Origin of the sequence: Ferrimonas marina (genome assembly GCF_900129905.1) — a bacterium.
Taxonomy (GTDB): Bacteria; Pseudomonadota; Gammaproteobacteria; order Enterobacterales; family Shewanellaceae; genus Ferrimonas; species Ferrimonas marina.
Map to the genome: position 1 here is coordinate 602,153 of NZ_FQXG01000001.1, position 24,782 is coordinate 626,934.

At 61.1% G+C, this 24,782-nt stretch carries 26 protein-coding genes; 11 read left to right on the plus strand and 15 right to left on the minus strand.

Going from position 1 to position 24,782, the window contains the following annotated elements:
• Positions 1-171: 171 nt before the first annotated feature.
• The 3 genes from BUC04_RS02780 to BUC04_RS02790 all read left to right on the plus strand — a co-directional run bounded on the left by BUC04_RS02780 (position 172) and on the right by BUC04_RS02790 (position 1,996).
• Positions 172-1,068, plus strand: a complete 897-nt coding sequence (locus tag BUC04_RS02780; RefSeq protein WP_067658334.1) for an AraC family transcriptional regulator — start codon at positions 172-174, stop codon at positions 1,066-1,068.
• A 28-nt stretch (positions 1,069-1,096) separates the two neighbouring features.
• Positions 1,097-1,525 carry a YfeK family protein gene (locus tag BUC04_RS02785; RefSeq protein ID WP_159437649.1) on the plus strand — a complete coding sequence of 143 codons (429 nt, stop codon included), beginning with the start codon at positions 1,097-1,099 and terminating at the stop codon, positions 1,523-1,525.
• A 144-nt stretch (positions 1,526-1,669) separates the two neighbouring features.
• On the plus strand, positions 1,670-1,996 hold the full coding sequence (locus BUC04_RS02790) for a hypothetical protein (protein WP_067658337.1): 327 nt from the start codon (positions 1,670-1,672) through the stop codon (positions 1,994-1,996).
• Positions 1,997-2,092: 96 nt separating this feature from the next.
• Here BUC04_RS02790 and BUC04_RS02795 read toward each other — a convergent pair whose 3' ends face one another.
• Complete coding sequence (locus tag BUC04_RS02795) at positions 2,093-2,710, minus strand: START domain-containing protein (RefSeq protein ID WP_067658340.1); 618 nt, start codon at positions 2,708-2,710, stop codon at positions 2,093-2,095.
• Positions 2,707-3,876 (minus strand): glycosyltransferase family 2 protein, encoded by a 1,170-nt coding sequence (locus BUC04_RS02800; RefSeq protein ID WP_067658343.1) that lies wholly within the window; start codon positions 3,874-3,876, stop codon positions 2,707-2,709. The genes BUC04_RS02795 and BUC04_RS02800 overlap by 4 nt, the downstream gene beginning before the upstream one ends.
• A 393-nt stretch (positions 3,877-4,269) precedes the next feature.
• Between BUC04_RS02800 and BUC04_RS02805 the strand changes: the two genes are divergently transcribed.
• The 3 genes from BUC04_RS02805 to asnS all read left to right on the plus strand — a co-directional run bounded on the left by BUC04_RS02805 (position 4,270) and on the right by asnS (position 6,825).
• Positions 4,270-4,596 carry a hypothetical protein gene (locus BUC04_RS02805; RefSeq protein WP_067658346.1) on the plus strand — a complete coding sequence of 109 codons (327 nt, stop codon included), beginning with the start codon at positions 4,270-4,272 and terminating at the stop codon, positions 4,594-4,596.
• Positions 4,597-4,670: 74 nt separating this feature from the next.
• Positions 4,671-5,267 (plus strand): CoA pyrophosphatase, encoded by a 597-nt coding sequence (locus BUC04_RS02810; RefSeq protein WP_067658349.1) that lies wholly within the window; start codon positions 4,671-4,673, stop codon positions 5,265-5,267.
• Between the two features lie 157 nt (positions 5,268-5,424).
• Positions 5,425-6,825, plus strand: coding sequence for an asparagine--tRNA ligase (asnS, locus tag BUC04_RS02815; protein ID WP_067658352.1), 1,401 nt, complete (start codon positions 5,425-5,427; stop codon positions 6,823-6,825).
• 135 nt (positions 6,826-6,960) lie between these two features.
• Here the strand turns inward: asnS and BUC04_RS02820 are convergent, their stop codons facing one another.
• From BUC04_RS02820 to nrdD, 11 genes are all read right to left on the minus strand, one after another.
• Positions 6,961-8,934 (minus strand): BCCT family transporter, encoded by a 1,974-nt coding sequence (locus BUC04_RS02820; RefSeq protein ID WP_067658355.1) that lies wholly within the window; start codon positions 8,932-8,934, stop codon positions 6,961-6,963.
• 483 nt (positions 8,935-9,417) lie between these two features.
• Positions 9,418-9,741: a hypothetical protein gene (locus BUC04_RS02825; protein ID WP_067658358.1), complete on the minus strand. Its 324-nt coding sequence runs from the start codon at positions 9,739-9,741 to the stop codon at positions 9,418-9,420.
• A 63-nt stretch (positions 9,742-9,804) separates the two neighbouring features.
• Positions 9,805-10,197, minus strand: coding sequence for a DUF6746 family protein (locus BUC04_RS02830; protein WP_067658361.1), 393 nt, complete (start codon positions 10,195-10,197; stop codon positions 9,805-9,807).
• A gap of 182 nt (positions 10,198-10,379) precedes the next feature.
• Positions 10,380-10,793: a DUF2059 domain-containing protein gene (locus tag BUC04_RS02835; RefSeq protein WP_067658364.1), complete on the minus strand. Its 414-nt coding sequence runs from the start codon at positions 10,791-10,793 to the stop codon at positions 10,380-10,382.
• 40 nt (positions 10,794-10,833) lie between these two features.
• Positions 10,834-11,148 carry a hypothetical protein gene (locus BUC04_RS02840; RefSeq protein WP_067658367.1) on the minus strand — a complete coding sequence of 105 codons (315 nt, stop codon included), beginning with the start codon at positions 11,146-11,148 and terminating at the stop codon, positions 10,834-10,836.
• Between the two features lie 56 nt (positions 11,149-11,204).
• Positions 11,205-12,029, minus strand: coding sequence for a class I SAM-dependent methyltransferase (locus BUC04_RS02845; protein ID WP_067658370.1), 825 nt, complete (start codon positions 12,027-12,029; stop codon positions 11,205-11,207).
• A complete protein-coding gene (locus BUC04_RS02850; RefSeq protein WP_067658372.1) occupies positions 12,026-12,373 on the minus strand; it encodes a hypothetical protein in 348 nt (115 codons plus the stop codon). Before BUC04_RS02850 ends, BUC04_RS02845 begins: the two co-directional genes overlap by 4 nt.
• A 236-nt stretch (positions 12,374-12,609) precedes the next feature.
• Positions 12,610-14,628, minus strand: coding sequence for an NERD domain-containing protein kinase family protein (locus BUC04_RS02855; protein WP_082766619.1), 2,019 nt, complete (start codon positions 14,626-14,628; stop codon positions 12,610-12,612).
• Between the two features lie 75 nt (positions 14,629-14,703).
• Positions 14,704-15,363: an NAD-dependent epimerase/dehydratase family protein gene (locus tag BUC04_RS02860; protein ID WP_073325549.1), complete on the minus strand. Its 660-nt coding sequence runs from the start codon at positions 15,361-15,363 to the stop codon at positions 14,704-14,706.
• A gap of 105 nt (positions 15,364-15,468) precedes the next feature.
• Entirely contained in the window at positions 15,469-15,939 is a 471-nt protein-coding gene (gene nrdG / locus BUC04_RS02865; RefSeq protein ID WP_067658378.1) for an anaerobic ribonucleoside-triphosphate reductase-activating protein, read from the minus strand.
• Positions 15,940-16,178: 239 nt separating this feature from the next.
• Complete coding sequence (nrdD, locus tag BUC04_RS02870) at positions 16,179-18,296, minus strand: anaerobic ribonucleoside-triphosphate reductase (RefSeq protein ID WP_067658381.1); 2,118 nt, start codon at positions 18,294-18,296, stop codon at positions 16,179-16,181.
• A 342-nt stretch (positions 18,297-18,638) separates the two neighbouring features.
• Between nrdD and BUC04_RS02875 the strand changes: the two genes are divergently transcribed.
• Positions 18,639-19,427, plus strand: coding sequence for a M90 family metallopeptidase (locus BUC04_RS02875; protein WP_067658384.1), 789 nt, complete (start codon positions 18,639-18,641; stop codon positions 19,425-19,427).
• Positions 19,428-19,632: 205 nt separating this feature from the next.
• Here BUC04_RS02875 and BUC04_RS02880 read toward each other — a convergent pair whose 3' ends face one another.
• Positions 19,633-20,964 carry an alkaline phosphatase gene (locus tag BUC04_RS02880; RefSeq protein ID WP_067658387.1) on the minus strand — a complete coding sequence of 444 codons (1,332 nt, stop codon included), beginning with the start codon at positions 20,962-20,964 and terminating at the stop codon, positions 19,633-19,635.
• 163 nt (positions 20,965-21,127) lie between these two features.
• Between BUC04_RS02880 and BUC04_RS02885 the strand changes: the two genes are divergently transcribed.
• From BUC04_RS02885 to BUC04_RS02900, 4 genes are all read left to right on the plus strand, one after another.
• Positions 21,128-21,847, plus strand: coding sequence for a metallophosphoesterase (locus BUC04_RS02885; RefSeq protein ID WP_067658390.1), 720 nt, complete (start codon positions 21,128-21,130; stop codon positions 21,845-21,847).
• Positions 21,848-21,897: 50 nt separating this feature from the next.
• A complete protein-coding gene (locus BUC04_RS02890; protein WP_067658392.1) occupies positions 21,898-22,431 on the plus strand; it encodes a GNAT family N-acetyltransferase in 534 nt (177 codons plus the stop codon).
• A 96-nt stretch (positions 22,432-22,527) separates the two neighbouring features.
• Positions 22,528-23,175, plus strand: a complete 648-nt coding sequence (gene trhA / locus BUC04_RS02895) for a PAQR family membrane homeostasis protein TrhA (RefSeq protein WP_067658395.1) — start codon at positions 22,528-22,530, stop codon at positions 23,173-23,175.
• Positions 23,176-23,394: 219 nt separating this feature from the next.
• A complete protein-coding gene (locus BUC04_RS02900; RefSeq protein WP_067658398.1) occupies positions 23,395-23,658 on the plus strand; it encodes an Lpp/OprI family alanine-zipper lipoprotein in 264 nt (87 codons plus the stop codon).
• A 93-nt stretch (positions 23,659-23,751) separates the two neighbouring features.
• Here the strand turns inward: BUC04_RS02900 and BUC04_RS02905 are convergent, their stop codons facing one another.
• Positions 23,752-24,645, minus strand: a complete 894-nt coding sequence (locus BUC04_RS02905; protein ID WP_234977306.1) for a L,D-transpeptidase family protein — start codon at positions 24,643-24,645, stop codon at positions 23,752-23,754.
• Positions 24,646-24,782 lie beyond the last annotated feature (137 nt).

Here is a 24,782-nt window from a genome sequence, read left to right on the forward strand (position 1 = left end):
TCTCCACATCCGTTGATGGCTATCAATTTACGCTCACCAGAAAATTTAAAAAGGCACATTAACGCCAAAAGCCTGCCTATTTCTCTCACTCTTGCCCAAACCCGCCCAAAGCCTTTGCCTTAGGTTCGGTCGCGGCGGTACCCTGAACCCATTCATCAGTGAGGAAGCAGCATGACCGATACCCTGATCCAGCAGGCTGAGCAGTTGGCCACGCAGGAGGGCTACAACCCCACCCGCTTACCCGGCGTTGGCGTCTATAAAACCAGTGCGGCACAGGCCAAGATCCCTTTGTGCTACAGCCAAGGGGTGATTTTCGTGCTGCAGGGCCGCAAGCGCGTGTTCCTGGAGCAGCAAGCGTTTGACTACCACCCGGACAACTACCTGGTGTTGACCCTGCCGCTGCCGGCGGAGTGCGAAACCCTGGTGACGCCGGGGGAGCCGATGCTCTCATTGATGATCCACTTTGATGCCGGGGTGCTGAATGAGCTGGTGCGGCTGTTTGGCGAGCACCGTCAACTGCCCCAAGGCTCAGGCCAGCTGGGCGAGAGCAAGGCGTTGTACGTCAATACCCTCAACCCGGATCTGCGCACCCTGCTGGAACGGCTGGTCAGCTGCCTGCACTCCCCTTTGCAGGCTGATGCCCTGGGCGATGCGCTGTTGCGGGAGTTGATGTTCCGACTGCTGCAAGCCGATGAGAGCGGTTCGCTGTTTGCCCTGGCGATGCAAAACACCCATCTGGCCCGGATGGAGCGCACCCTCAAACATCTGCACAACCACTTTGAACAGCCGATGGATGTCGACCAACTGGCGCAGATGGCCAACATGAGTGCCTCCAGCTTTCACCGCAACTTTCGCCAACTGACGGCCTCTTCACCGCTGCAGTACCTGAAGAAGCTGCGCCTGACCCGGGCCCGGGAGTTGCTGATAGACCAGGGGGTCAAGGTGAAGCAGGCGGCCGCCCAGGTTGGCTACGAGAGCCCGACCCAGTTCAGCCGGGAGTTCAAGCGCTACTTTGGCCATACCCCACAGCAACTGGGCCGCGAAGCCAGCGCCATTGCGATAGACTGAGCCCTGAATAGCACGAAGAGAGAACGCCATGGCCAAACCTCAACAGGCGCACCCTGCCCCTATGCCGTCACTGCGTGGAGCGCTGGCCTGCCTGGCTCTGCTGGGCCTGCTGGCCAGCCCTGCCCTGGCCAGGGCAGACGTCAGCGCCGATACCAGCACCGACGCCAACAAACAGGAGATCCAGCAGCTGCTGGAATACGTCGAGCGCTCGCCCTGCCAGTTCATCCGCAACGGCAAGGCCTACAAGGGGGAGAAGGCTCGCTCCCACCTGGAGCGCAAGTACAACTACATCCAGGGCAAGGGCCACGAGCTGACCGCCGAGCAGTTTATCGAGCACGCCGGCACCGAGAGCAGCTTTACCGGCCGCGACTACCAGATCCAATGCCCTGATCAGGACAAGGAGCCCAGCGCCGACTGGTTGTTGCGGGAGCTGGCCCGGATCCGCCAGGGCCAGTAGCCTGGCCGGATGGGGTTTTGCCAAGTCAGTACAGCATCAGGACTCTTTAACACAGGTTAATCGAGTGTTAAGTGGATGATTTTCCACCGCACTCGTAACCTAGGCCTCAACCAATACGGTGTTCCCCAACCCCAGGAGGTCTTGATGCGCTTACCCCACTTTCTCGCCATCCTGCTGGTGCTTGCCAGCGGCTCAGCCCTGGCCAGCCCCTATCAGTGTCAGCAGTTGATCGACGATCTGGCGCAGCAGGAGCCGGCCCAGCTGCGTGCCAACCTGGGCGCACTGTATGAGAGGGAGGTAGAGCCGATGCAGTGGGACCTGTACGACACCGCCTTTATCGAAGAGGCCAACCGTGACCAGGTCAAAGAGTCCTTTGTGCGCATGGCGCTGGCCTGCAATCAGCCGATCAATGCCGAGCGCAGCGTGGTTGAGGTGATGCACCGGGCCCAGATGGCGGTCTGGGACAGCTAAGCCGGCCAGTCAAAGCCAACGCGCCGTTGCGGTTATCCGCACGGCGCGTTTTCTTGTTCGATCACAATGGATGCGACACTGACCGCTACAGGACCCTTACCGGGTCAGCTGGCTGCGCAGACCCAGCAGGGTGCGATAGGGCTGGGAGACCGTCACCTGGTTGATCAGCCATGCTGGCAGATGGCCGCCGGGATCGGTCAACACCTGGTAGCGCACCTGGGTTTGCTCCGGGCCCAGCGGGGTCAGCACCCAAAGGCTTTCCAGCCGAGGCACTCGCACCGCCCCGGCCACCTCGGGCAGCGCATCAGGCACGCCTTGCTGCTCCAGCCGCACCACACCACTGGTGGCATCCACCTTGTAGTGGTTGAGCACCACCGCATCCCGGTCGGACACCGGCCAAGGGGCCTCGCTGTAGGTGTAGGTAATGCTTCGGTTGGTATCGAGCTGCTCCACCAGCTGCATCTGCTCGACGTTCTCCACCCACTCCACGCCGATCTCGACGTCTTGCAATACCGTCAGAACCTGGTCCACCGAAGCGGGCAGCACCGCCACCGCCAAAAACTCCTTAAAGGCACTGTCTGCTGCGGGGCGTCGATAGACCTGGATCCCCTTTCGCTCCCGGGCCTTGTGCCAACCCGACTCCAGCGGTTCGCCACTGGCCAGCGACGGCGTCATCATGGCCAGCAGCAGAACGATAACGGTGGCATGCTTCATACATCCTCCAGGGTACGCCCCTTCCAGGTGAACGCCCGCTTGCTGGCCAGGCGAAAGGCGTTGAGGGTGAGCATCCCCTGCAGCGTCAGGCCAAACGGGATCGCCCAGACGTAACGAAGCGGTACCTGCAGCGTGCGCAGCAGCAGACCCCCTGCCACCAGCACCACCAACGCCAAACCCAGGGCAATGATCAGCAAGGCGTTGGCAACGTCATGACCATTCCAGGACAGCCACAGGGCGGCTATCAGCATCAGCGGCGGCGACCAGGCCAACACCAGCGAACGCGTCAACAGCCACACGGCCTGGGTCCGGCATCCACAGCCGATGATGCGGTTCATATTCTTGGAGAAGCCCTGCCAGATCTCACCTGCACTGGAGTACATCCGGGTGCTCATCAACTCATCGGCAAAGGCCCAGAAGATGCGAAAACCGCGCTGCTTCATGGCCCGGGCGAAGGCCAGATCCTCGGAGATCTCGCCGGCCACCACGGTGTGCCCCTCCACTGCCCAGTACGCCTGCTGACGAAACAGCATCGCCTGGCCGTTGGCGATCGCCTCTTCGCTGCGGGGATCGTTGGACTGCTTGAAGCGCATAAAGGAGGCGATCCCCAGGAACAGACCCGGCATCAGCACCTTCTCAGCGACGGACACCATCCGCTGCCTGGGATTGAAGGAGAGCAGATCGATGTCGCGCTCCTCGGCAAACGAAACCACGGCGTTGAGCATCCCCGGCTCACTGACGGTGTCGGCATCGACAAAGAACAGGTAGTCGCCCTGGGCCTGCTCTGCGCCAACCTGACAGGCGTTGCTCTTGCCAAACCAGCCTTTAGGAAGCGGTCGGCCTGGGACGCAGCGGATGTTGGCGGCGGTGGACTCTGCCACCTCCAGGGCCCGCTCGCGGGTGCGGTCTTCAGAGCCGTCGTCCACCACGATCACCTCGAACCGACTGCGCGGGTAGGTTTGTGCCGCCAGCGAACGCAGCAGCCGGCGGATGTTGCGCTCCTCGTTGCGGGCGGGGATCACCACGCTGACAAAGGGCAACGTATCCGGCTCATTGCACCAGGCGCCAAAGGTGGGACGAATATGGACCCGGGATAGCTCCAGTAGCTGCAACCGAAACAGGAAGCCAAGGACAAAGCATGTCAACAGGGCAAAGACAATAAGCACTGAGCTCTCCATTGGTAAAATACTGATCTTATTGGTATCTCATAGACCAACGCTGAATAGGTAGAGTAATAACTCTTGTATTGACGGGGTTTGTGACGTCAAGCGCCATCGCCAGGGATTCACGCTTTCGCATTTGATATCGACATAGTAGAGACGAGGCCGGATCCGCCGGAGTCACTGGGCGTGGGCAAAGCGCACGCTGAACGGCACGGGATGGCATTAGCCCCGCTCCAGCCTCGGCATTTGGCTAACGCTGAGTTGCAGATTACTGACAAATCAATCGGAAACGACTGGATTGTTCAGCTTTGGTTAACCAGCTGTTACGTACACTGGGGCTGTTCTGCTTCCCCGGTGAGCCCATGGCTCAACCTAACCGACCCCTGGAGGTGTTTCATGCGTTTGCCCCATTTCTTGGTACTGATGCTGTTTCTGGCCAGCGGATCCGTGATGGCCGCCCCCTACCAGTGTCACCAGTTGATTGAGGATCTGGCCAACGAGAGCCCGGAGCAGATGCGCTCGACCCTGGGAATGCTGTACGAAAACGAGGTGGAGCCACTGCAGTGGGAGCTGTACGACACCGCCTTTATCGAAGAGGCCAACCGCAATCAGGTCAAGGAGTCGGTGGTGCGTATGGCGGCGGCCTGCAACCAGCCGGTCAACGCCAACCGCAGTGTGTCTGAGGTAATGCATCGGGCCCAGCTGGTGGCCTGGAACCACTGATCTTCCCGACTGGCTCTGTCGCTGGCCATCGGGTTCTGGCAAGCTGAAGGCTGGAACCCAAGCCCGATTGAGCCATGAATCAACAGCAATTCCTCACCCGTTTCCAACTGGCACCGAGTCCCCCGGCCGAGGATCCCCTCGCCCGGGACCTGGGTCAGCACCCGCAACTGCGTGATGCCGCGGTATTGATCGCGCTGGAAGAGGTGGAGGGGCAGCTGCAGCTGCTGTTGACCGAGCGCACCGCCCAGATGCCCACCCACGCCGGCCAGATCGCCTTCCCCGGCGGCAAGGTCGACCGGGACGATGCTTCCCCCTGGCATACCGCACTACGTGAATCCTGGGAGGAGATCGGGCTGCCGCCGGAGCACGTCCAGCGGGTGGGCGAACTGCCGGTGTTTCATACCATTACCCGCTTCCGGGTGTTTCCCCAGGTTGCCCTGATCACCCAGCCCTTTACCCCGGTGTTATCCGAGCGCGAGGTGGCCCGGCTGTTCCGTGCCCCGCTTGCGGACTTCCTGCCCGCCAACCAGCGTTGGCACTACCCGATCCAGCGTCGACACAGCCAGCACGGCGTCTACTTTATGCCCCATCAGGTCTGGGGCGCCACAGCGGCTATGCTAGAACAGTTGGTGCGCCACCTGGGCTTTGCCAAGGCCCCGGCCGGGCCCTGATGGCGTAGCAAACGCCAATGTGGCTTCCAATCCCCTGATAGTGACCCGGAACCGGCCACGCAGCCCTTGTGAAACTGGCATTATGGGTTAAGATGGCGGGTTCCCGGCGAAAGCCAAAAACTGTTTATTTTTCGACTCGTTGGAGATATTTCCGAGTATGACCCTGGCAACCATTGCTGACGTCCTCAAAGGCGATTACGCAGTCGGCTCCGAAGTGACCGTGCGCGGCTGGATCCGCACCCGTCGCGATTCCAAAGCTGGCATCTCTTTCCTGGCCGTGTATGACGGCTCCTGTTTCGATCCGATCCAGGGTGTTGTCCCCAACGAGCTGCCCAATTACAACGACGAAGTGCTGCGCCTGACCGCCGGCTGCTCCGTTGCCATGACCGGCGAAGTGGTCGAATCCCCTGGCAAGGGCCAGGCCTTCGAGATGAAGGTCAGCGCCGTCGAGGTGATCGGCTGGGTAGAGGATCCGGACACCTACCCGATGGCGGCCAAGCGCCACTCCATCGAGTACCTCCGCGAGGTGGCCCACCTGCGCCCGCGCACCAACATCACCGGTGCCGTGATGCGAGTGCGTAACTGCCTGTCCCAGGCGATCCACCGCTTCTACCACGAGCAGGGCTTCATCTGGGTTTCCACCCCGATCCTGACCGCCTCCGATGCCGAGGGTGCCGGTGAGATGTTCCGCGTCTCCACCCTGGACATGAACAACCTGCCGCGGCTGGAGAACGGCGAGGTGGATTACGACCAGGACTTCTTCGGCAAGGAGACCTTCCTGACCGTGTCCGGCCAGCTCAACGCCGAGACCTACGCCTGCGCCATGAGCAAGGTGTACACCTTTGGCCCCACCTTCCGTGCCGAAAACTCCAACACCTCCCGCCACCTGGCGGAGTTCTGGATGGTTGAGCCGGAAGTGGCTTTTGCCGATCTGGAAGACAACGCCAAGCTGGCCGAAGCGATGCTGAAGTACTGCTTCAACGCGGTACTGGAAGAGCGTCGTGATGACCTGGAGTTCTTTGCCCAGCGCGTTGACAAGACCGTGATCCAGCGTCTGGAAGATTTCGTTAAGGCCGATTTCGCCCAGGTGGATTACACCGACGCCATCGAGATCCTGAAAAACTGCGGCAAGACCTTCGAGTTCCCGGTGGAATGGGGTATCGACCTGGCCTCCGAGCACGAGCGCTTCCTGGCAGAGGAGCACTTCAAGGCGCCGGTGGTGGTGAAGAACTACCCGAAAGACATCAAGGCCTTCTACATGCGCCTGAACGATGACGGCAAGACCGTGGCGGCGATGGACGTTCTGGCCCCGGGCATCGGTGAGATCATCGGTGGCTCCCAGCGTGAAGAGCGTCTGGATATCCTCGACCAGCGTATGGAAGAGATGGGCCTGCCCAAGGAAGAGATGTACTGGTACCGCGACCTGCGTCGCTACGGCACCATCCCCCACTCCGGCTTCGGTCTGGGCTTTGAGCGCCTGGTCTCCTACGTCACCGGTGTGGCCAACATCCGCGATGTGATCCCCTTCCCGCGGGCACCGCGCAGCGCCAACTTCTAAGCGCAATACGCCCTATCAACGGCCGCTCAGCAGAGCGGCCGTTTTTATTGGCTAAGGCACTGCCAGGAGCCACAAAAAAGCCCCGCCAAATCGGCGGGGCTTTGTCTTTCTAGCCTACAGGCGGTTCGTCTGTGGCTAACGCACCATGTGCAGGAAGTGGAGGTGCTTCTCGTACTGCTCTACCACATCATTGAGCACCTGCTCCTGGGTCCAGCCCATGATGTCGTAGTCCTGGCCCCCCTCACGCAGGTGCACCTCGGCCCGGTAGTATTCGTCGCTCTCCTCTTCGCCGGCGAAGTCAGGCTGACTGTGGGCCCGTGGCCGTACCTCGTAGTAGAAGTCGATCTCATCGCCGTGTAGCACCTCCAGCCAGACACTGCCCTTGTCCGGGTTGCGCGCCACCCGCGCCTCGATCTGCTCCTCACGCAGCAACCACACCACCTTGCGCATGGCCGGTGCCACTACCTTGTCGACGAACCCTTCGACCTGGCCTTCGTGGCTGAAGCGCACCGCGTTGCGCAACCGGGTGTCCCAGCGCCCCTGTCCGGAGCCACTGGCCATGGTGGCAGACTGACTCAGGGCCTCACGCTTGGTGGCATCCAGCCGCAGGGCCCGCAGCAAACCGTAGGTACAGAGCAGCAGGGCGACAGAGAACGGCAATGCACTGGCGATGGTGGCGGTCTGCAGCGAAGCCAGGCCACCGGCATAGAGCAGCACGCTGGCAATGACGCCGATCAAACCGGCCCAAAACACCCGTTGCCATAACGGGGTCTTGTCCTCCCCGCCACTGGCGAGCATGTTCACCACCATGGCACCGGAGTCGGCGGAGGTGACAAAGAACACCACGATCATCACGATGGCGATGGCGGACAGCAGGCCACTGAATGGGAAGTGCTCGATGAAGGCGAAAAACGCCAGGGCCACGTCCTGCTCTACGACTTCAGCCAACTGCACGCTGTCGCGATTGAGGATCAGATCGATGGCGCTGTTGCCAAACACCGACATCCAGAAGCAGGTGAAGCCCACCGGCACCAGCAGCACCCCGAACACGAACTCGCGGATGGTGCGGCCACGGGAGATACGGGCGATGAACATGCCGACAAACGGCGCCCAGGACAACCACCAGCCCCAGTAGAGCATGGTCCAGCCACCCACCCAGTCATTGGACTCGTACAGGTAGAGGTTGAAGGTCTTATCCACCAGGGTGGCCAGGTAGTTGCCGATGTTATGGACAAAGCCCTCCATCAACCAGGAGGTGGGCCCGAGGAACAGCACCAGCAGCAGCAGTCCCACCGCCAGCAGCATATTGAACTCGGACAGACGACGGATCCCCCGCTCCAGGCCGGTGGCCACAGAGATGGCTGCCAGCGCACTGATCAGCACCACCAGCAACACCTGCATGCCCGGTCCCACCGGCACACCAAACAGGTGATTCAGGCCGGCATTGACCTGCAATACGCCGTAACCCAGCGAGGTGGCGACACCGAACATGGTGCTGACAATGGCGAAGGTGTCCACCGCATGGCCGATAGGGCCGTAGATCCGATCGCCAATCAGGGGATGCAATGCACTGCGCAGGGTCAGTGGCAGGTTATGACGGTAGGCGAAGAACGCCAGCATAAGCGCCACCAGGGCGTAGATCGCCCAGCCGTGGATCCCCCAGTGGAAGAAGGTCAGCACCAGAGCCTCGCGGGCCGCCTCGACGGTACCCGGCTCACCGGTGGGCGGGTTGAGGTAATGCATCACCGGCTCGGAGACGCCGAAGAACAGCAAGCCGATGCCCATGCCGGCGGAAAACAGCATGGCGAACCAGGACACCGAATTAAACTGCGGTTCAGCATGATCCGGCCCCAGCTTGATCTCACCAATGCGGGAGACCCCCAGGTACAGGGTCACCACCAGGATCACCGCCACCGTGGTGACATAAAACCAGCTGGCCTTTTCCAAGATATGGGCCTGTAGCTGGGCAAACTGCTCAGCGGCGCCATCGGGAAAGCTCACCGCCAGCAACACCAATGCCAACAGCATGGCGGTGGCGCTGATAAACACCGGACGGTTCAGGGATTCAGTGTGCTCTGATGGCAGGGCGCACTGGGCTTCGGCAGACATAACTACTCCTCACTACTTTAAGTGGAGCCATAGGGCGTACCGAATGGACAAGGGGCACCGATGAATCGATGCAAAAAGACGAGGGTAAGGGACTCTTTCTATTGGCTTTAACCGACCAACAGCAGGGCTATCTCACCAACCTAAGGCGGTCATACTAGGGATTCGCTTCAGGGGATACAACAAAATCGCTTCATCGACACCACAACGCCTCTAAATCAAAGTCACAACCTGTTGTAATTGGCCTTGTTCCTGCGGCTGACAGCGGCGGCAAACCGGGTCGCATGGCAGCAGAGAGCCAATCGAGACGGGCGCGCAGATCGGACTGGCTGACGGTCGCGGATAGGAACATAGGCGAGCGTGGACGTAGGCGCGGACGTAGGGGCTTAGGCGCAGATGTGGGCGTGATAACGACAACAGGGTCAGGCCAACACGAGTCAAACCGATGGGCCCAGGCCAGAAGGTGGAGGACTAGCGGCGCGGGCATCAGGGGTCGGCCTTGTTGGGGCCGCCTGACCCTGGCGGTTCCACCTCAACAAACAGCCCCTGCACCCGTTGGCCGTGACGCCGGGCGCACCACCACCGATAGAAGGGATAGCCAATCAAGGCATTGAGCACCCCATAGAAGAACCCCGTCAACGGCATCAGCAGCGCCCCGACCAGCTCCTCCATGCCAGATTCGTTGGCGTGCAGCAGCACCATGGCCAACAGGGTGACGGCCCCCACCACCGCGCCGGTACCAAAGCCACACACCCCCAGGATCTTGACCAGACTGGTCAGGTCCAGCTCACTGCGAAAGCTCCTTTTCATCGCCCTACCCCTTTGTCTGATGTCACCGACCGGTTATTCCGGGCAAGGCCGACAGCAACAGGCTCAAAATCCCTTGGCAAACCGGTCTGCCGCCTGGAAGTAGCGCGCCAGGTTGTCCTCGGTCGCCGTTTTTTGATTGGTTTCCGACGACAGGTGTACCGCTTCCACCAACTCCGCTAATTCACGAGCCTCGGCCTGGCGCTCACCCTCACTGTGCGTCACGAAGTACGCCACGCTGCGCTCCAGCGAATAGGTGATCAGGTGGATCTGCTGCAGCTCAGCGGAGTCGAGACGTTGTTTCTGCTTAAGCTCGGCGGTGGTGTCGCGGAAGATGGTCTGGGCTTCGGCCTCGGTGGTTACCTCTGGCAGATCCAGATGCTGTATCGGCTTGTCGTCCCCGGCCAAACCCGGCAGTGCCAGGGCCAGCAAGCACACCAGGGTGATCAACTTCTTCATTACCCTTTCTCCTGTTTCGGCGCCCGGCGATGCCCAGCCTCGGCTGAGCTTGGCAAGCGCGGTCCCTTTCTGGTCATCGTGGCCATCTTATTGAGCTTAGCGAAGATCTCGCCAAGATCCGGATCGCCACCATAACCGAGTTTCAGATCGGGCAGTGCCGACAGGCGGCACCGTGTCGGCCCCTACTCCATCGGTTCCTGCTGCTGCAGCTGATGGGCCGCCGCCAGCATCTCCTCCTGGATCAGCGGCATCATGATCGCCATGTAGTCCCCCATCTTGGCTACCACCGCCTTGCCCACCTCTGAGCCATAGAAATCCGCAAGGGCATTGAGCTCCTCAAGGGTGAAGGTGTGCACCAGGGCTTCCAGGCTGGCCTGCTCCAGCCGGGAGTGATCCAGCTGTTCGGTCATCACCTGGATAAAGCGGGCCCGATGGGCTGGTGGCATCTGTGCCGACATCTTCTCCGCCAATTCATCCAGGGTTTCACTGACGGGGGTGGTGGCCAGGTAGCGCTTTGCGGCCTCCAGCTTGGCACTGTCATCGGCGGCAAACAGGCTGCTGCAGAACAGCAGGCTAAGGAGTATCAGTTTTCTCATCGTGACTCTTCCTTGATATCAAATGAGGGGTGAAAAGAGGTTAAAACGTCATCCGGGATCGCTCAGTGCGCGGCTTGTTGTCGATGCACTGGTGCGAGCTATAGATATGATGCAGTTGCTTGCCGTCGTTGAGGTAGGCGTCCATCTCAACGGAGACCAGGGCCGAGAGCGGCTTGACCTCCAGGGTGCCCAGCTCACCCAGGCGCGCTGACAGCAAGGTTCGTCCCTCCCGGGCCAGCAGGGTGTTATCGCTGTCGATGAGCTCGCCATCGACGAACAGCTTTACCCCCCGGAACCAGGAATTGATGATGGTGATCTGGTGAATGCCAACGGCAAACTCAAAACGTTTCTTCAACACGACCTCCTTGTCGCAATGCGTTGTTTTCTATCGTCCTGACTTCATGATAAGCCCTATGATGCCTTACGAGCGATCACCAGACCATGGTTACTGGCCCCCAGCAGCGATGGCTCGGCGCAGCTGGCCAGGTGATGTGCCAACCAAGCCTGGTATTGGTCCTCATTCAAGGCATTAATCGCCTCCCCCATCAACCGGGCATGGCCATCGGTGGCGATGTGCGCCTCCAGCGTAAAGCCGCTGTCCCTGGCCAGTTGCGCCATCTCTTCGGGGGTGGCGAAATAGCCGATACGAAAAAAGGGATCGACCTTAGGCGAGCTCACCAGCCCGGTTTGATAAAGCTCGGTGAGCAGCGCCGGCGTAAGCTCAGAACCAAGCTGCTTTGCCATCAATCCCGCCACAAAGAAGCGACTGATGTAGGCGATGGCCAATACCCCACCGGGCTTGAGGATCCGTTTTGCCTGCTGCATCACCTTGTTGCGATCGGATTCCCTTTGCAGGTGATACAGCGGGCCCAGCACCAACACCGCATCCTGGGATTGCGCCTCAATGCCGTCCACTGCCATGGCATTGCCTTGCTGGATCACCAGCGGCAATGGCCGACCCTGATCGGCGTGCTGCCGTGCTTTACTGCGCAGTTGCGCCACCAACTCCGGCACCGGCTCCAGCGCCGTGACCTGCAGCCCCTGCTGGGCGTAATAAAGGGCATAGCGGCCGGTAGCGGCACCGAGCTCGGTCAGTGTACCGGCGCCCTCAAGATAAGGAGCAAGGCAGTGTACCGTGGTATCGAACTCCAGCCGGGCGATGTTTTGCCGTACCAGGCGCTGGTCTTCATCGGCACTGGCGTAATAGGCTCGCAGGGCCTGGGACGGGCGACTCATTCGCCGAAGCTCGGGCTGATGATCCGACGGGGGATCACGTTATCGGGCAACGAGTCGGTGCTGAACTGGGCAAACTCGCCCGCCTGTCCAAAGGGCTGGTCGACCACCTGCACCGTCATGCCGCTGTCCACCGCCAGCTGCAGCAGCTGCTTACCCAGGGCGTTGCAGGTGGCTACCCAGCCGCTGGGCAGCTCGGAGGCCACCTTCTTGGGAGTACAGATCAACTCAAAGGTGCCGGCCTGCTGATCGACCTGAACGGCAATCTCGACGAACTCGTTTTGTAAGGGGGCCGCTACCGCGGCGATACTCATCGCCAGCAAAGCCCCGGTAATGCACCGAATCATCTCATCTCCCTATGATGGCGGTCCGGCCCCATCCTAAAGGCCGGCGGTGAGGCTGGCTTGATGCCTTGCCTGACCCGGTGCCAGTTTTCAGCACCAGTGTCTAAGCCACTACTTTACAACGAGTTAGCCACACTGTCCTTGACCAAACAGGGGCTCGAAGACAATCCCGACAGATGCTCGCCGCAAAGCAACAGGGCCGCCCCACTGGGGCGGCCCTGACGACTTGAAGCAGCGTTTTATTGTTCCGCTGGCGCAAGCAGTTCCGGGGGCAGATCCTTAAGCCAGGGCGCTTGCTCCGCCTCCATATCCAGCTGAGCCAGGTAGTCCTGGCCTACCTGCAACTCCAGTTCAAAGTTCAGAGCGCGGCGACACAGATCCTTAAACGCTTGTGGCATCAGGCTGTCGGAGAAGGCGTCCACCGCATCCAGCAGGTCCTGGTGACTGCGGGCCACCTTGCCCGGGGCCAGTACGTCGATAAAACTGGCTACCAGGCCGAAGATGTCCTGCTCGGCCCGGCCCTGGTGGGCCCAGAGTTCCGGATCGGCGTAGTTGCGGGCAAAGCCACTGGCGGCCACATCCAGGCCGACACCGAAGTTAACCAGCACCGCCTTCTCGTCGGTACAGATGATGTTGGCCGGGCAGATGGCGCCATGGTAGATCTCCTGGCTGTGCAGGTATTGCAGCGCCGTCAGCAGCTGACGACACCACATCCGCGGCTGCCCGAGCCGGATCTCGCCCTGACGATCCCGCAACGACGGCCCATCCACCCAGGCGCGGGTGATGTAGAGGGTATCCGCCTCGCCCATCTCGCCAAAGTCCAGCACCTGCTCCACATGGGGGTGGTAGATCCCCTTCAGGCTCTTGTAGGTGGAGGCCAGCTGCGGCCATTGCCTGGCGCCCTCGCGGTAGACTGACAAGGCGCAGCGATACTGGCCCTGCAGGTGCATCGCCTGCCACAGCTGGCTGTTATCGCTTTTCATCACCTCCTGCTCCAGCAGGTAGCGGCCGTCGATGGTACGGCCCGGCGCCAGCTCATCCACCTTGGCTTCCAGCCGGGCGGTTTGCGGCCGCTGCAGCACCAGGGTCAGGTCCAGTCGCAGCGGATCCAGACTGGTCTGGTGGCCCTTGATGGCGTCACGAAACCAGCTGGTGATGCGCGGCTCGTGGGTCTGTTGCGCCAGCTCGGCAAAGGCGGTAGCAAAGTGCTGGATATCGTCGGCTTCGGTCAGGGTGTTGCGGATGTCGATAAACTCCACCTCCCCCTCCTCCGACAGGAAGATGCCGTTCTCACCCCAGCCGGAGACGGTGACGCCACGGCGGTGGATCTGCAGCAGTGCGGTGGAGGCCCGCACCAGCAGCTGCAGTGCCTGCTCGCGATTAAGTCGGCTCAGCTCGAACTGGTGCATGGCGGTGCCACGGGGCATGCGGATCGGCAGCACCAACTGCTCACCATCCTGGATCAGCGGCGCGGTAAAGGGCACGCCACTGCAGCCGGCCAGTTGCTGGAAGCGGTACAGCTCCTCGCGCAACTGCCGCTCCAACTCCTTGGCCTGGTTGCTGTCCTCACACTCCGAGGGCACCAGGATCTTCAACAGCCAGGGGGCCTGCCAGTCACCGGGGTTGTAGTCGGCCTGCCAGATCTCCAGGCCGTGCTTGATGTAGAGGCACTTGCGCTTCTCGAAGTCCTGGATCTTGTTGTTGCGCTGCTCCACCAGGGCCACCTGACCGATGGCATCCAGCACGTGCTGCTTTTGCTGATCGGTCACCGGGTGAATATGGCGGGCGGTCAGGGCCCACTCTTTGGTCAGAGCGTCGACGATGCGCTGGGGGGTAAAGATGGAGAGGCTGTTGTTGGTCTTGTTTAGGCTGATCTCGGAGCCGCGACGGCCGGTGACAAACACCATGCCCTGGCACCAGGGGGCGTACACCCCGATGGGGAACTTGTGCTTGAAGCGTCCCGCCAGCACGCGGGCCACGTAGTTGGCCTTGGCCAGGCTGTTGTCCACATCCCGACCGTCCAGACGCCAGGCGTGCTGCCCCGCCTCCAACTGGCCGATGTAGCCCTTGACGTCCACCACGTAGATCCCCCACTGGCCAATCACCAGGGCATCCACCTCCAGTGCCTGGCCACTTTGGGTCGGGATCTCAATGTTGGTGAGCAGCAGGTAATTCTCCGGCAGCTCCTCCGCCAACATCTTGAAGGCCCATCGTTCGGAATCGTTTACCGCCTCTCCGAAGCGGATCTGCTTGGCCATGGTCACTCCTTGCCCAGGTTACGCCGTGTTGACGCCAGTGTAGGGCAAGGCCTGATTGGTTAAAACCCTGTTAATTCACTCGCCAGGGCGTTTGCTCAGGATCTGTTCACTGCCGATGCGGTGACGGCCGGATTGGGGATCGCGGCCATAGCTCGCCATCGCCTGGGCCAATCGGCTCACCGGCACCGGTTGCCAGCGTTCGCTGCCCGGCAACCAGCGCATAGCATGGGCCAGCTTGGCACCGAGCCCCTCTATCAGCCGCCGCTCATCCCGCTCCCCGGTCAAGACCGAAGGCCGGTAGAGGTAGAGGCTGGGCAGGCCCAGGGTGGAGAGCGACTGCTCCATCTCGCCCTTGGTGCGCAGGTAGAAGCTACGGCTGCTGGGGTCGGCGCCGATGCTGGAGATCACGTGCATCGCTTCAACGCCGTTGGCGGCAGCCCAGCGACCCAGCGCCAGCACCGCCTCCAGATCGACATCGCGAAACGCCTGTTGGCTACCGGCCCGCTTGAGGGTGGTGCCAAGACAGCAATAGATATCGGTGATCGGTTGCTTGGATTTGAGATCGGCGATGCGGGACAGCGGCAGGATGTGCTCCACCACCTTGTCGTTGGCACGCCAATGGGTGGTGCGGCGACTGAGGATATGGACCTCGTCGTAGTGGGCGTCGGACAGCAGGGTGTTGACCAGGGCACTGCCGGTGGCGCCCGTAGCGCCGGCGACCAAAGCGGTTTTCATTGTTTTTAATGTCCCACGGGGAGCGAAAGGGCTAGCTTATCGATGCGCTAACAAGGCGACAAGGCAAGGTCAGCGAATTAAGGCTGACCGTGCATTTTTACCGCATTATTGCGGTTTCAGGATGTGGATCACCTGGTTGCTGCTGCCCCGCCACTTCAGGCTGGGGTCACGCTGTGCCTCTTCATACTTGCCATCCACCAGCACGTCCAGCTGGGCCACCAGGGCCTGCTGCTCGGCGCTGAGGTTGTCCAGGGTGTAACCGGTCCAGGCCCAGATGTCCTTGCCCGGTGCCTCGGCCCGGACCCGTGCAACCAAAGCGGTCACCGCCGCCACATTGGCCGGGTGCAGCGGATCACCGCCGGACAGTGACAGCCCCCGGCGCGGGATACGGGGGTCGTTGAGATCGGCAATCACCTGGTCTGCCATCGCCTGATCGAACGGATGACCGGAGTCGGTGCGCCAGGTGGACTGGTTGTAGCAGCCGCGGCACTGATGTTCGCAACCGGAGACAAACAGGGTCGCCCGGGTGCCCGGGCCATTAACCACATCCACCGGGTAGTACGCATGGTAATTCATTGGCTCTCTCCTCCCTGGTGTGCCCAGGGACGTAAGCCCCGACCGGGTCGGGGCTTTGTATCATTGGCGCGACGCAAGGCTCTTAGCTCCAAGCACCACGTACCTAGAACCCAGCGCCTAGAACCTAGCGCCTAGCTCCTAGCTCCTAGTACCTAGCTCCCAGCGCCTGACGCCTGACGCCTAGCGCCTAGCACCTAGCACCTAGCACCTAGCACCTAGCGCCTGGCGCCTGGCGAAGCTTACAGGTGCTTAACCCGGCGCTTCACCTCTTCCTGCTTGCCCTCGTTGAACGGGCGCGCATCCGGGCTACCCAGGTAGCCACAAACCCGACGGGTCACCGACACCTTGGTGGGCTCTGAGTTGCCGCAACTGGGGCAGACGAAGCCCTTGCTGGTACAGCCAAACTCGCCGGTGAAGCCACACTCGTAGCACTCGTCGATGGGGGTGTTGGTACCGTAGTACGGCACCCGGTCGTAGCTGTAATCCCAGACGTTCTCCAGCGCTTCCAGGTTGTGCTGCATGTTGGGGTATTCGCCGTAGCTGATAAAACCGCCAGAGGTGATGGCCGGGTACGGCATCTCGAAATCGATCTTGTCGTAAGGGTTCACCTTCTTCTCCACATCCAGGTGGAAGGAGTTGGTGTAGTAGCCCTTGTCGGTGACGCCATCGCGCACGCCGAACGACTTGGTGTCGATCTTACAGAAGCGGGTACACAGGTTTTCGCTCGGTGTGCTGTACAGGCTGAAGCCGTAGCCGGTTTCTGCCTTCCACTGCTCCACTGCCTGCTTGAGCCGCTCAACGATCGCCACCGCCTTTTGCGCCATTTGGGCGTCATCGTAGATGTGCTTGGCATCGCCAAACAGCGCGTTCACCGTCTCATGCAGGCCGATGTAGCCCAGGGAGATGGAGGCACGGCCGTTTTTGAAGATCTCGCTGATGTCGTCGTCGGCCTTGAGGCGGACACCACAGGCCCCCTCCATGTAGAGGATCGGGGCAACCCGGGCCTTGACCCCTTCTAGCCGCTCGATGCGGGTCATCAAGGCCTGGCGGGACAGCGCCAGACGCTCTTCCAGGATGCGATCAAACGCCGCTTCGTCACCATTGGCTTCCATGGCGATGCGGGGCAGGTTCAGTGACACCACGCCCAGGTTGTTGCGGCCATCGTGCTGCAGTTGGCCTTCCTGCTCGTACACGCCGAGGAAGGAGCGGCAACCCATCGGGTTTTTGAACGAGCCGGTCACCTCCACTACCTTGTCGAAGTTGAGAATGTCCGGGTACATCCGCTTGCTGGCGCACTCCAGGGCCAGTTGCTTGATGTCGTAATTGACGTCACCGGGCTTGCGGTTGTGGCCTTCCTTGATGGCGAACACCAGCTTGGGGAACACCGCGGTCTTGCGGTTCTTGCCCAGGCCGTGGATGCGGTTTTTCAGGATCGACTGCTGGATCAGGCGCGCCTGCCAGCTGTCGCCGAGGCCAAAGCCGAAGGTAACAAAGGGGGTCTGGCCGTTGGCGGTGTGCAGGGTGTTGACCTCGTACTCCAGCGACTGGAAGGCGTCGTAACACTCCTTCTCGGTGCGGGCTTCGGCGTAGGCTTCCGGTTGCGGGATATCCCACTCCTTGGCCACCGCCAGGTGCTTCTGGTAGCTGGTGGTGACGTAGGGAGCTAGCACCTCATCGATGCGGTTGATGGTGGTACCGCCGTAGATGTGGCTGGCCACCTGGGCGATGATCTGGGCGGTCACCGCGGTGGCGGTGGAGATCGACTTGGGGGTGTCGATCTCAGCGTTGCCCATCTTGAAGCCGCCGGTCAGCATCCCCTTGAGATCGATCAACATGCAGTTGAACATCGGGAAGAAGGGGGCGTAATCCAGATCGTGGTAGTGGATCTCGCCACGCTCGTGGGCTTCCACCACCTCACGGGGCAGGATGTGGCGGCAGGCGTAGTGCTTGGCCACGATCCCCGCCAGCAGATCCCGCTGGGTGGGGATCACCTTGGAGTCCTTGTTGGCGTTCTCGTTGAGCAGATCGGAGTTGCTCTGCTCCACCAGGCCACGGATCTCCTGGTTCAGGCGGCTGGCACGTTCCCGGGCCAGGTCGCGGTCATGGCGGTACTCGATGTAGGCGCGGGCCACCTCTTTTTGCGGGCCGGCCATCAGTACGTTTTCCACCGCGTCCTGGATATCCTGGATCGCCACCTTTTCCTCATTAGCCAGTTGGGCAGCGACGGTATCGGCCACCTGTTGCGCATAACGGGCATCGCCACAGCCTACTGCTGCCGCTGCCTGCAAAACCGCTTGTTTGATGCGTTCACCGTCGAAGGTTGAGCGGCATCCATCCCGCTTAATGACCACTGGCATTCGTGTTTCTCCTATGAATGAGGTTTTTGAGCTGGAACACCATATCTGGTGACCAATAATTGTTCTGACACAATATATAGTGCGCACATTCAACACTGTCTGCCCAGTCACGACCGTGATCCGGATCAACAAAGCAGCGGATGGCTGCCAACGGCTTAGAATGCGAACAGAGATTGGCGACGGAGTAATCGGCCGCTCGAGAAGGCGGCGAACTATAGCCAAAGGCCCCTTCCAGATCACCCCAAAACACCGGATACTTGGGTCCGATCACCCTTGGCAAAGATCAAGCTTGATCTGCCATTTTCTTTTCCCAATGACCAAGACAAAGGAGCGGGTTGCCCGGTGCTGAAGTGGTTCACACGTCGTCCCAGCCAGGATGAAAAAGGCCGTGAACGGCTGTGGCAAAACTATCTGCAAAACCTGCCCATCCTGACCGGCTTGTCGGAGCAGGAGCAGCGGACGCTGATCGCCCTGGCCCAGCGGTTTATGGCGCAAAAGCGATTCGTTGCCGGCCCGGGTGTGGAGCTGGATGAGGCCACCTGCATCTACACCTCTCTGATGGCGGCACTGCCAGTGTTGCACCTGGGGCTGGAGGCCTATGCCACCTTCTACGAGGTCACCCTCTACGGCGATGAGTTCGTGGCACCGGGCGAACGGTTGGACGAGATGGGGTTGGTGCACGACGACGCCCCCATCCTGGCCGGCGAGGCCTGGGAGCAGGGCCCGGTGCTGTTGAACCTGGTGGATCTGCAACACAGCGGAGACTGGAGTGGCTTTAACCTGGTGGTGCATGAACTGGCCCACAAGCTGGACATGGCCAGTGGCGAAGCCAACGGCTGCCCGGCCCTGCCGGACGCGTCGCTCAAGCCGTGGCAACAGGCCCTGGATCAGGCCTATGACGCCTTGGCTGAGGCCTTCGACGCCTGCCAGGAGGATGAGGCGGCGATCGCCGCCCTGCCGATGGACCCCTACGGCCTGGAGAACAAGGTGGAGTTCTTTGCGGTTAGCTCCGAGGCGTTCTTTACCCTGCCCCACCGCCTGGCCGAGGCTTACCCGCAGTGGTACCAGCAGCTGGCCCAGTTCTATCAGCAGGACCCACGACGGCGTGCCCCCACCGAGGCACCGGCCTGAAACAACAAGGGAGCGACCGGCCTGCCGACCCGTCGCTCCCTTGTTTATTCGCTGTCTTTAGGCACCTGGCTGTAAGCGCCTAGCGCCTAGCGCCTAGCGCCTAGCCCCCAGCGCCTAGCTCCCAGCACCTAGCTCCTAACTCCTAGCGCCTAGCTCCTAGCTCCTAGCTCCTAGCTCCTAGCGCCTAGCGCCTAGTACCCAGGCCTCACCGAGCCATCAAGCCCATCAGCTTCTTAGCGATGTCGGTGTTGTCCTGGTAGCCGGCAAACTGCTCTGCGCCAGGGCCGTAGGCCATCACCGTCACATCCACCGCAGTGTGGCCACTGGTGGTCCAGCCGGTGTAGGAGTTGTCTGCCACCGCCTTGGAGATGGCATTGGAGAGCGTATAGCGGCCCTCGCCCGCCACCTGGCGCTCCCTGGCCTCCTCAATCGCCGCCAGTTGCGACTCGGACAGGGTCATCTTGGCGTGGTCCTGCCAGTGGCTGGCCACGCTGCGCTCCGGCTCGGCCAGCATCGCCTCGGCAATGTAGCTGGAGGTACGGGAGACCTGGTTGACCGCGGTGGGTAACCAGGCGTACTCCCCCTGGCTGCCCAGGGTCAGACCACCGGTGGAGTGATCGGCGGTGATCACCAGCAGGGTGTCCGGGTTGTCATCAACGTAGGCCTTGGCCCGCTCTACCGCCTTGGCAAAATCCTGCATCTCGCCCAAGGCGCAGCGGATATCGTTGGCGTGGCCACACCAGTCGATCTGGCTGCCCTCGACCATCAAAAAGAAGCCCTTATCCTGGCCATCCAGCAGCTCCAGTGCCTTGTCGGTCATCAACGACAGTCGCTTGGGCGTGTCGGTATCGATGGCAAACGGCATCCCCCGGTCTGACATCAGCGCCATGGCCGGCAGCGCGTCCAGCTTGGTCATCTCCTCCAGCGACCAGGCCTGTTGGAAGCCCTGCTCCGCCAGCTGTTCGGCCAGCCCGCCCTCCTCCCTCGGGAAGTAGCGCTGACCACCGCCGATCATCAGATCCAGCATGCTTTGGTCGGCAATGCGCTTGTTGACGTACTGCTCGGCGATGATCTCGTACATACGGCGACTGGCCACATTAGCCACAAAGCCCGCCGGGGTGGCGTGGTTCACTTCGGAGGTGGCGACGACCCCGGTGTGCATGCCGGCCTTGCGGGCCTGCTCCAGCATGGTGCGCACCGGCAGCTTGTCGGTATCAACCCCCACCGCGCCGTTGTAGCTCTTAACGCCGGAGGCCAGCGCCGTAGCGGACGCCGCTGAGTCGGTAACCCAGGTGTCCTCGGCAGGATGGGTGGCCGCCATGCCCACCAGCAGTTGGTCGAAGATGGTGGGTTCAACCTGGCGCCCAGGCTCACCGGCCCGGTCGTATCGATGGGCGGTAATGAACGCCGGCCCCATGCCATCGCCGATCATAAAGATGACATTGTTCACCTTCGGTGCCGGGGTTGTGTTCAGACTGCTGCAACCGGACAGTGCCGCGGCAGCCACCAGGGTAGACAGGGCAAGGCGCTTGAACATCACTCGCTTCCTATGTGGCAGATTTATGACAGGCGGCAAGCCTATCGTCTCACCGACAAATTGCAAGACATCGGCGTTTCAGCCCCTGTGTTTTCTTATCTTTGCCGGCAAAAGGAAACTTATTTTATGCCAATTCAACCGGTTGTGAGTTAGCCTTAAGGCTATGAGCGGTTCTCACTTTGCCCAGCTGACCTGCCAGGGACGCGCCTTCTTCGTCGGCGATCTCCATGGCGAATTTGGACAACTGCAGCGCCTGTTGCGCCAGCAGGGGTTCGATCCGTCCGCCGGCGACCGGGTGTTCAGCGTCGGCGATCTGCTCGACCGCGGGCCCGATAACCTCAACTGCCTGCGGCTGTTGCAGGAACCTTGGTTCCATGCGGTTCAGGGTAATCACGAAGCGATGCTGGTGGGGGCCATGGCGGGGGATCACAAGCTGCGGGATCTTTGGCTTACCGCCGGTGGTGACTGGTTTGATGAGCTCACTCCGGAGCAGCAGGATGAGGTGATCAGCCTGACCCAACACAAGGTGAAGGCGCTGCCACTGGTGCTGGAGGTGGCCCTGCCCAGGCTGAACGCCAAAATTGGCGTGCTCCATGCGGAGTCCCCCTGCGACAGCTGGAACGGATTAAAGAAGCAGGCCAAGCGGGGCCTGGACGAGCGTCAGCAGGCGATCTGTCAGTGGTCACGGGAAACCCTGGGTAAGATGGCCCGTGGGGTCTACCCTGACCGTCTGTCCGGCATCGACGCCCTGGTGCTGGGCCACACCCCACAGCCGATTCTGCGCAGTCATGGCAACCGGGTCTGGCTGGATACCGGCGCTGGCTACCCCAAGGGGCACCTGTCGGTGCTCAGTGACGAACAGGTACTGGAGATCCTGCGCTAGCCCTGCCCATCATCCCCTCTTGCTAAGACCCATAAGGAAGCCCCTGCACCATGGAACTGGAGACCGAACGCCTGCGCCTGCGACAGTGGCAACACACCGATTTCGAAGCCTATGCGGCGCTGTGTGCGGATCCCGAGGTGATGCGCTACCTGGGTGGCGACGTGATGAGCCGGGAGGACGCCTGGCGCCACCTGGCGATGATCGCCGGGCACTGGAGCTTACTCGGCTTCGGCCACTGGGCGGTAGAACACAAGGCCAGCGGCCACTGCATCGGTCGGGTTGGCTTTTTGCAACCACAGGGTTGGCCAGGCTTTGAACTGGGCTGGACCATCGCACCGGCCTATCAGCGCCAGGGCTTGGCCTTTGAGGCCGCCAGCGCTGCCTTAAAGTGGGGCTTTGGCCACACCGACCGTCAGCAGATCATCAGCATCATCCACCCGGATAACCGGGCCTCCAAGGCACTGGCAATGAAACTGGGGGAGCACTACCTTCGTAAAGACGTGGTGCGTGGCATCTCGGTGGAGATCTACGGCATCGACCGGGACCAGTACCTTGCCCAGCGGCACTCCCCTGCTGAGCGGTGAAAAACCGAACGGAATATTTTCAGCTAACACTTGTGCGCCGAACTTGGCTACTGCTAGGATGGCGGGGCTTGAACTAAGAACGTAGAAGGAAAGCGCATGTCCACCCAGGCCTACTCTCTCGGCGAAGAGATCGCCAACGCAGTCACCCATGGCCTCGGCGTCGCCGCCGCTATTGTCGGGCTCACCCTGATGCTGACCAAGGCGCTGCCGGTGTTAGACCCGGTGGAGATCGCCGCCATCAGTGTTTACGGCGGCACCATGATCCTGCTGTTTCTCTGCTCCACCCTCTACCACAGCCTGCATCACCCCGGTGCCAAGGCGGTGTTTAAGAAGCTGGATCACTGCGCCATCTACCTGCTGATCGCTGGCAGCTACACCCCCTTTATGATGATCGCCCTGGACAATACCGTGTCCAATGGCCTGCTAATGGTGATCTGGCTGATGGCGTTGGCGGGGGTGATGTTCAAGGCGTTTTTTGTCCACCGCTTTAAAGCGCTGGCGCTGGCCACCTACCTGGTGATGGGCTGGGCCGCCCTGGTGGTGGTGTGGCAGCTTTACCAGGTTCTGCCCCGCCCCGGCTTTTACCTGCTACTGGCCGGCGGTCTGAGCTACAGCCTGGGCACGGTGTTCTATGCAGCCAAACGACTGCCCTACACCCACGCCATCTGGCACCTGTTTGTGCTTGGCGGCGCCGCCTGCCATTGCGTTGCCGTGGCGATGTACGTGATTCCTCCTCACGCCTGACCCTGACGCCATCTCTCATACCATGGGGGCGATGACGCCCCCCAAAAATCCAACCGGTTAAGCCTATATCGCCGCAAAAGTTTTTGTTGGCAAAGACTTATCTCATGTGCGACCCTTGTGACGGCTATTTTTTATGCCATACTTGACGGCGCAACACTTTCTTGCGATGTGCAGGTAATCTCACTCGCTTACGTTGCCGCACCGATTTAAGGAGAGGATATGAAAGCAAAACTGTTGGTCGGTTTGGCCATGAGTGGCCTGCTGTTTGGTTGTGCGAATACTGCAGACCTGGAAGCCCAGGTTTCTGAACTGTCTAACAAGGTGGACGACCTGTCCAACCAGGTTGGTAGCCTGAGCGCTCAGCACTCAGAGATGAATTCCAACATCAATGCCACCAAGAGCGCTGCAATGGAAGCACAGCAAGAAGCTGAGCGCGCCAATGCCCGCATCGACAACATGGCATCTGGCTATCGCAAGAAGTAACTGCGAAGCTGATACGCAAAAAGGCTCCCAAGTGGGAGCCTTTTTTCATGGAGCCTTCTTTGAGGGTGCCGGTTGTCCCGGCAGCCACACGCCTTACTGCAGGCGCTGGGGCAAGCCGGATTGCTTCTGCAACGCCCGCTCCAGTTTGGCCGGGTCCGGGCTCAGGGCCTCAAGCTGCTGCTGAAGCGCCTTGGAGACCACCAGCTCTTTATCGTCCCGATCCAGTTCCACCTGGTCCGACAGCGGCTCGTGCACCTCGATAAACCAACCGTCTGCCTCTTCCGCCAGCTTAATCGGCTCATTGATGATGGTGACCGGCTCACCCACCCGCACCATGTCGTACAGGTGTTCGATGTCCGCCGGACGCAGACGGATACAGCCAGCGGACACCCGCATGCCGATACCGAAGTCCTGGTTGGTGCCGTGGATCAGGTACTCACCGTTGCCAAAGCCCAGTCGCAGCGCCCGGTGACCCAGTGGGTTGTCCGGCCCAGGTGGTACCACCTTGGGCAGTGCTTCACCGTTCTCTTCCAGCCACTTACGTCGGGTGGTGGCGGTCGGCGTCCAGGTCGGGTCCTTGCGCATCTGGCTGATGCGGGTGGTGCCAATGGGCGTTTCCCGCCCTACCACGCCGATGCCAATGGGGTAGACATGAACCCGAGCACGGGCGTTATCGAAGTAGTAAAGCCGCAACTCGGCGATGTTCACCACCACCCCGCTGCGCGGTACGTCCGGCAGCAGCATCTGTGAGGGCAGTTTGATCACACTGCCTGGCGTCGGCAGCAGCGGGTCGACCTCCGGGTTGGCGGCAATCAACGCCAGCAATCCCATGTCGTACTGCTGGGCGATGTCGTCCAGGGATTGCCCCTCTTCGACGCGATGCTCCATGGCAAAACCCAACAAGCGGGTGTCTTCCTGAGGTGCCGAGTAGATGGCCGCGCGCAACGGCAACACACTCAGCATCAAAATAAACAGGGCGTAACGCACTCAGTACTCTCCTAACCTTTGGAAGCGCCAGTCTACCAGCCTGCGGCGCCGAAATCCCACTCCCGCCCGGTCGACCCAGCGAATCGGTTGTAACTCTTTGAATTTCAGTGGCAGGGTTGCCAGAATGGAGGCCAGAC

Coding starts and splice junctions, on each gene's coding strand:
- BUC04_RS02780 (WP_067658334.1), top strand. CDS start 172: ATGACCGATACCCTGATCCAGCAGGCTGAGCAGTTGGCCACGCAGGAG.
- BUC04_RS02785 (WP_159437649.1), top strand. CDS start 1,097: ATGGCCAAACCTCAACAGGCGCACCCTGCCCCTATGCCGTCACTGCGT.
- BUC04_RS02790 (WP_067658337.1), top strand. CDS start 1,670: ATGCGCTTACCCCACTTTCTCGCCATCCTGCTGGTGCTTGCCAGCGGC.
- BUC04_RS02795 (WP_067658340.1), bottom strand. CDS start 2,710: ATGAAGCATGCCACCGTTATCGTTCTGCTGCTGGCCATGATGACGCCG.
- BUC04_RS02805 (WP_067658346.1), top strand. CDS start 4,270: ATGCGTTTGCCCCATTTCTTGGTACTGATGCTGTTTCTGGCCAGCGGA.
- BUC04_RS02810 (WP_067658349.1), top strand. CDS start 4,671: ATGAATCAACAGCAATTCCTCACCCGTTTCCAACTGGCACCGAGTCCC.
- asnS (WP_067658352.1), top strand. CDS start 5,425: ATGACCCTGGCAACCATTGCTGACGTCCTCAAAGGCGATTACGCAGTC.
- BUC04_RS02820 (WP_067658355.1), bottom strand. CDS start 8,934: ATGTCTGCCGAAGCCCAGTGCGCCCTGCCATCAGAGCACACTGAATCC.
- BUC04_RS02825 (WP_067658358.1), bottom strand. CDS start 9,741: ATGAAAAGGAGCTTTCGCAGTGAGCTGGACCTGACCAGTCTGGTCAAG.
- BUC04_RS02830 (WP_067658361.1), bottom strand. CDS start 10,197: ATGAAGAAGTTGATCACCCTGGTGTGCTTGCTGGCCCTGGCACTGCCG.
- BUC04_RS02835 (WP_067658364.1), bottom strand. CDS start 10,793: ATGAGAAAACTGATACTCCTTAGCCTGCTGTTCTGCAGCAGCCTGTTT.
- BUC04_RS02845 (WP_067658370.1), bottom strand. CDS start 12,029: ATGAGTCGCCCGTCCCAGGCCCTGCGAGCCTATTACGCCAGTGCCGAT.
- BUC04_RS02850 (WP_067658372.1), bottom strand. CDS start 12,373: ATGATTCGGTGCATTACCGGGGCTTTGCTGGCGATGAGTATCGCCGCG.
- BUC04_RS02855 (WP_082766619.1), bottom strand. CDS start 14,628: ATGGCCAAGCAGATCCGCTTCGGAGAGGCGGTAAACGATTCCGAACGA.
- BUC04_RS02860 (WP_073325549.1), bottom strand. CDS start 15,363: ATGAAAACCGCTTTGGTCGCCGGCGCTACGGGCGCCACCGGCAGTGCC.
- nrdG (WP_067658378.1), bottom strand. CDS start 15,939: ATGAATTACCATGCGTACTACCCGGTGGATGTGGTTAATGGCCCGGGC.
- nrdD (WP_067658381.1), bottom strand. CDS start 18,296: ATGCCAGTGGTCATTAAGCGGGATGGATGCCGCTCAACCTTCGACGGT.
- BUC04_RS02880 (WP_067658387.1), bottom strand. CDS start 20,964: ATGTTCAAGCGCCTTGCCCTGTCTACCCTGGTGGCTGCCGCGGCACTG.
- BUC04_RS02885 (WP_067658390.1), top strand. CDS start 21,128: ATGAGCGGTTCTCACTTTGCCCAGCTGACCTGCCAGGGACGCGCCTTC.
- BUC04_RS02890 (WP_067658392.1), top strand. CDS start 21,898: ATGGAACTGGAGACCGAACGCCTGCGCCTGCGACAGTGGCAACACACC.
- trhA (WP_067658395.1), top strand. CDS start 22,528: ATGTCCACCCAGGCCTACTCTCTCGGCGAAGAGATCGCCAACGCAGTC.
- BUC04_RS02900 (WP_067658398.1), top strand. CDS start 23,395: ATGAAAGCAAAACTGTTGGTCGGTTTGGCCATGAGTGGCCTGCTGTTT.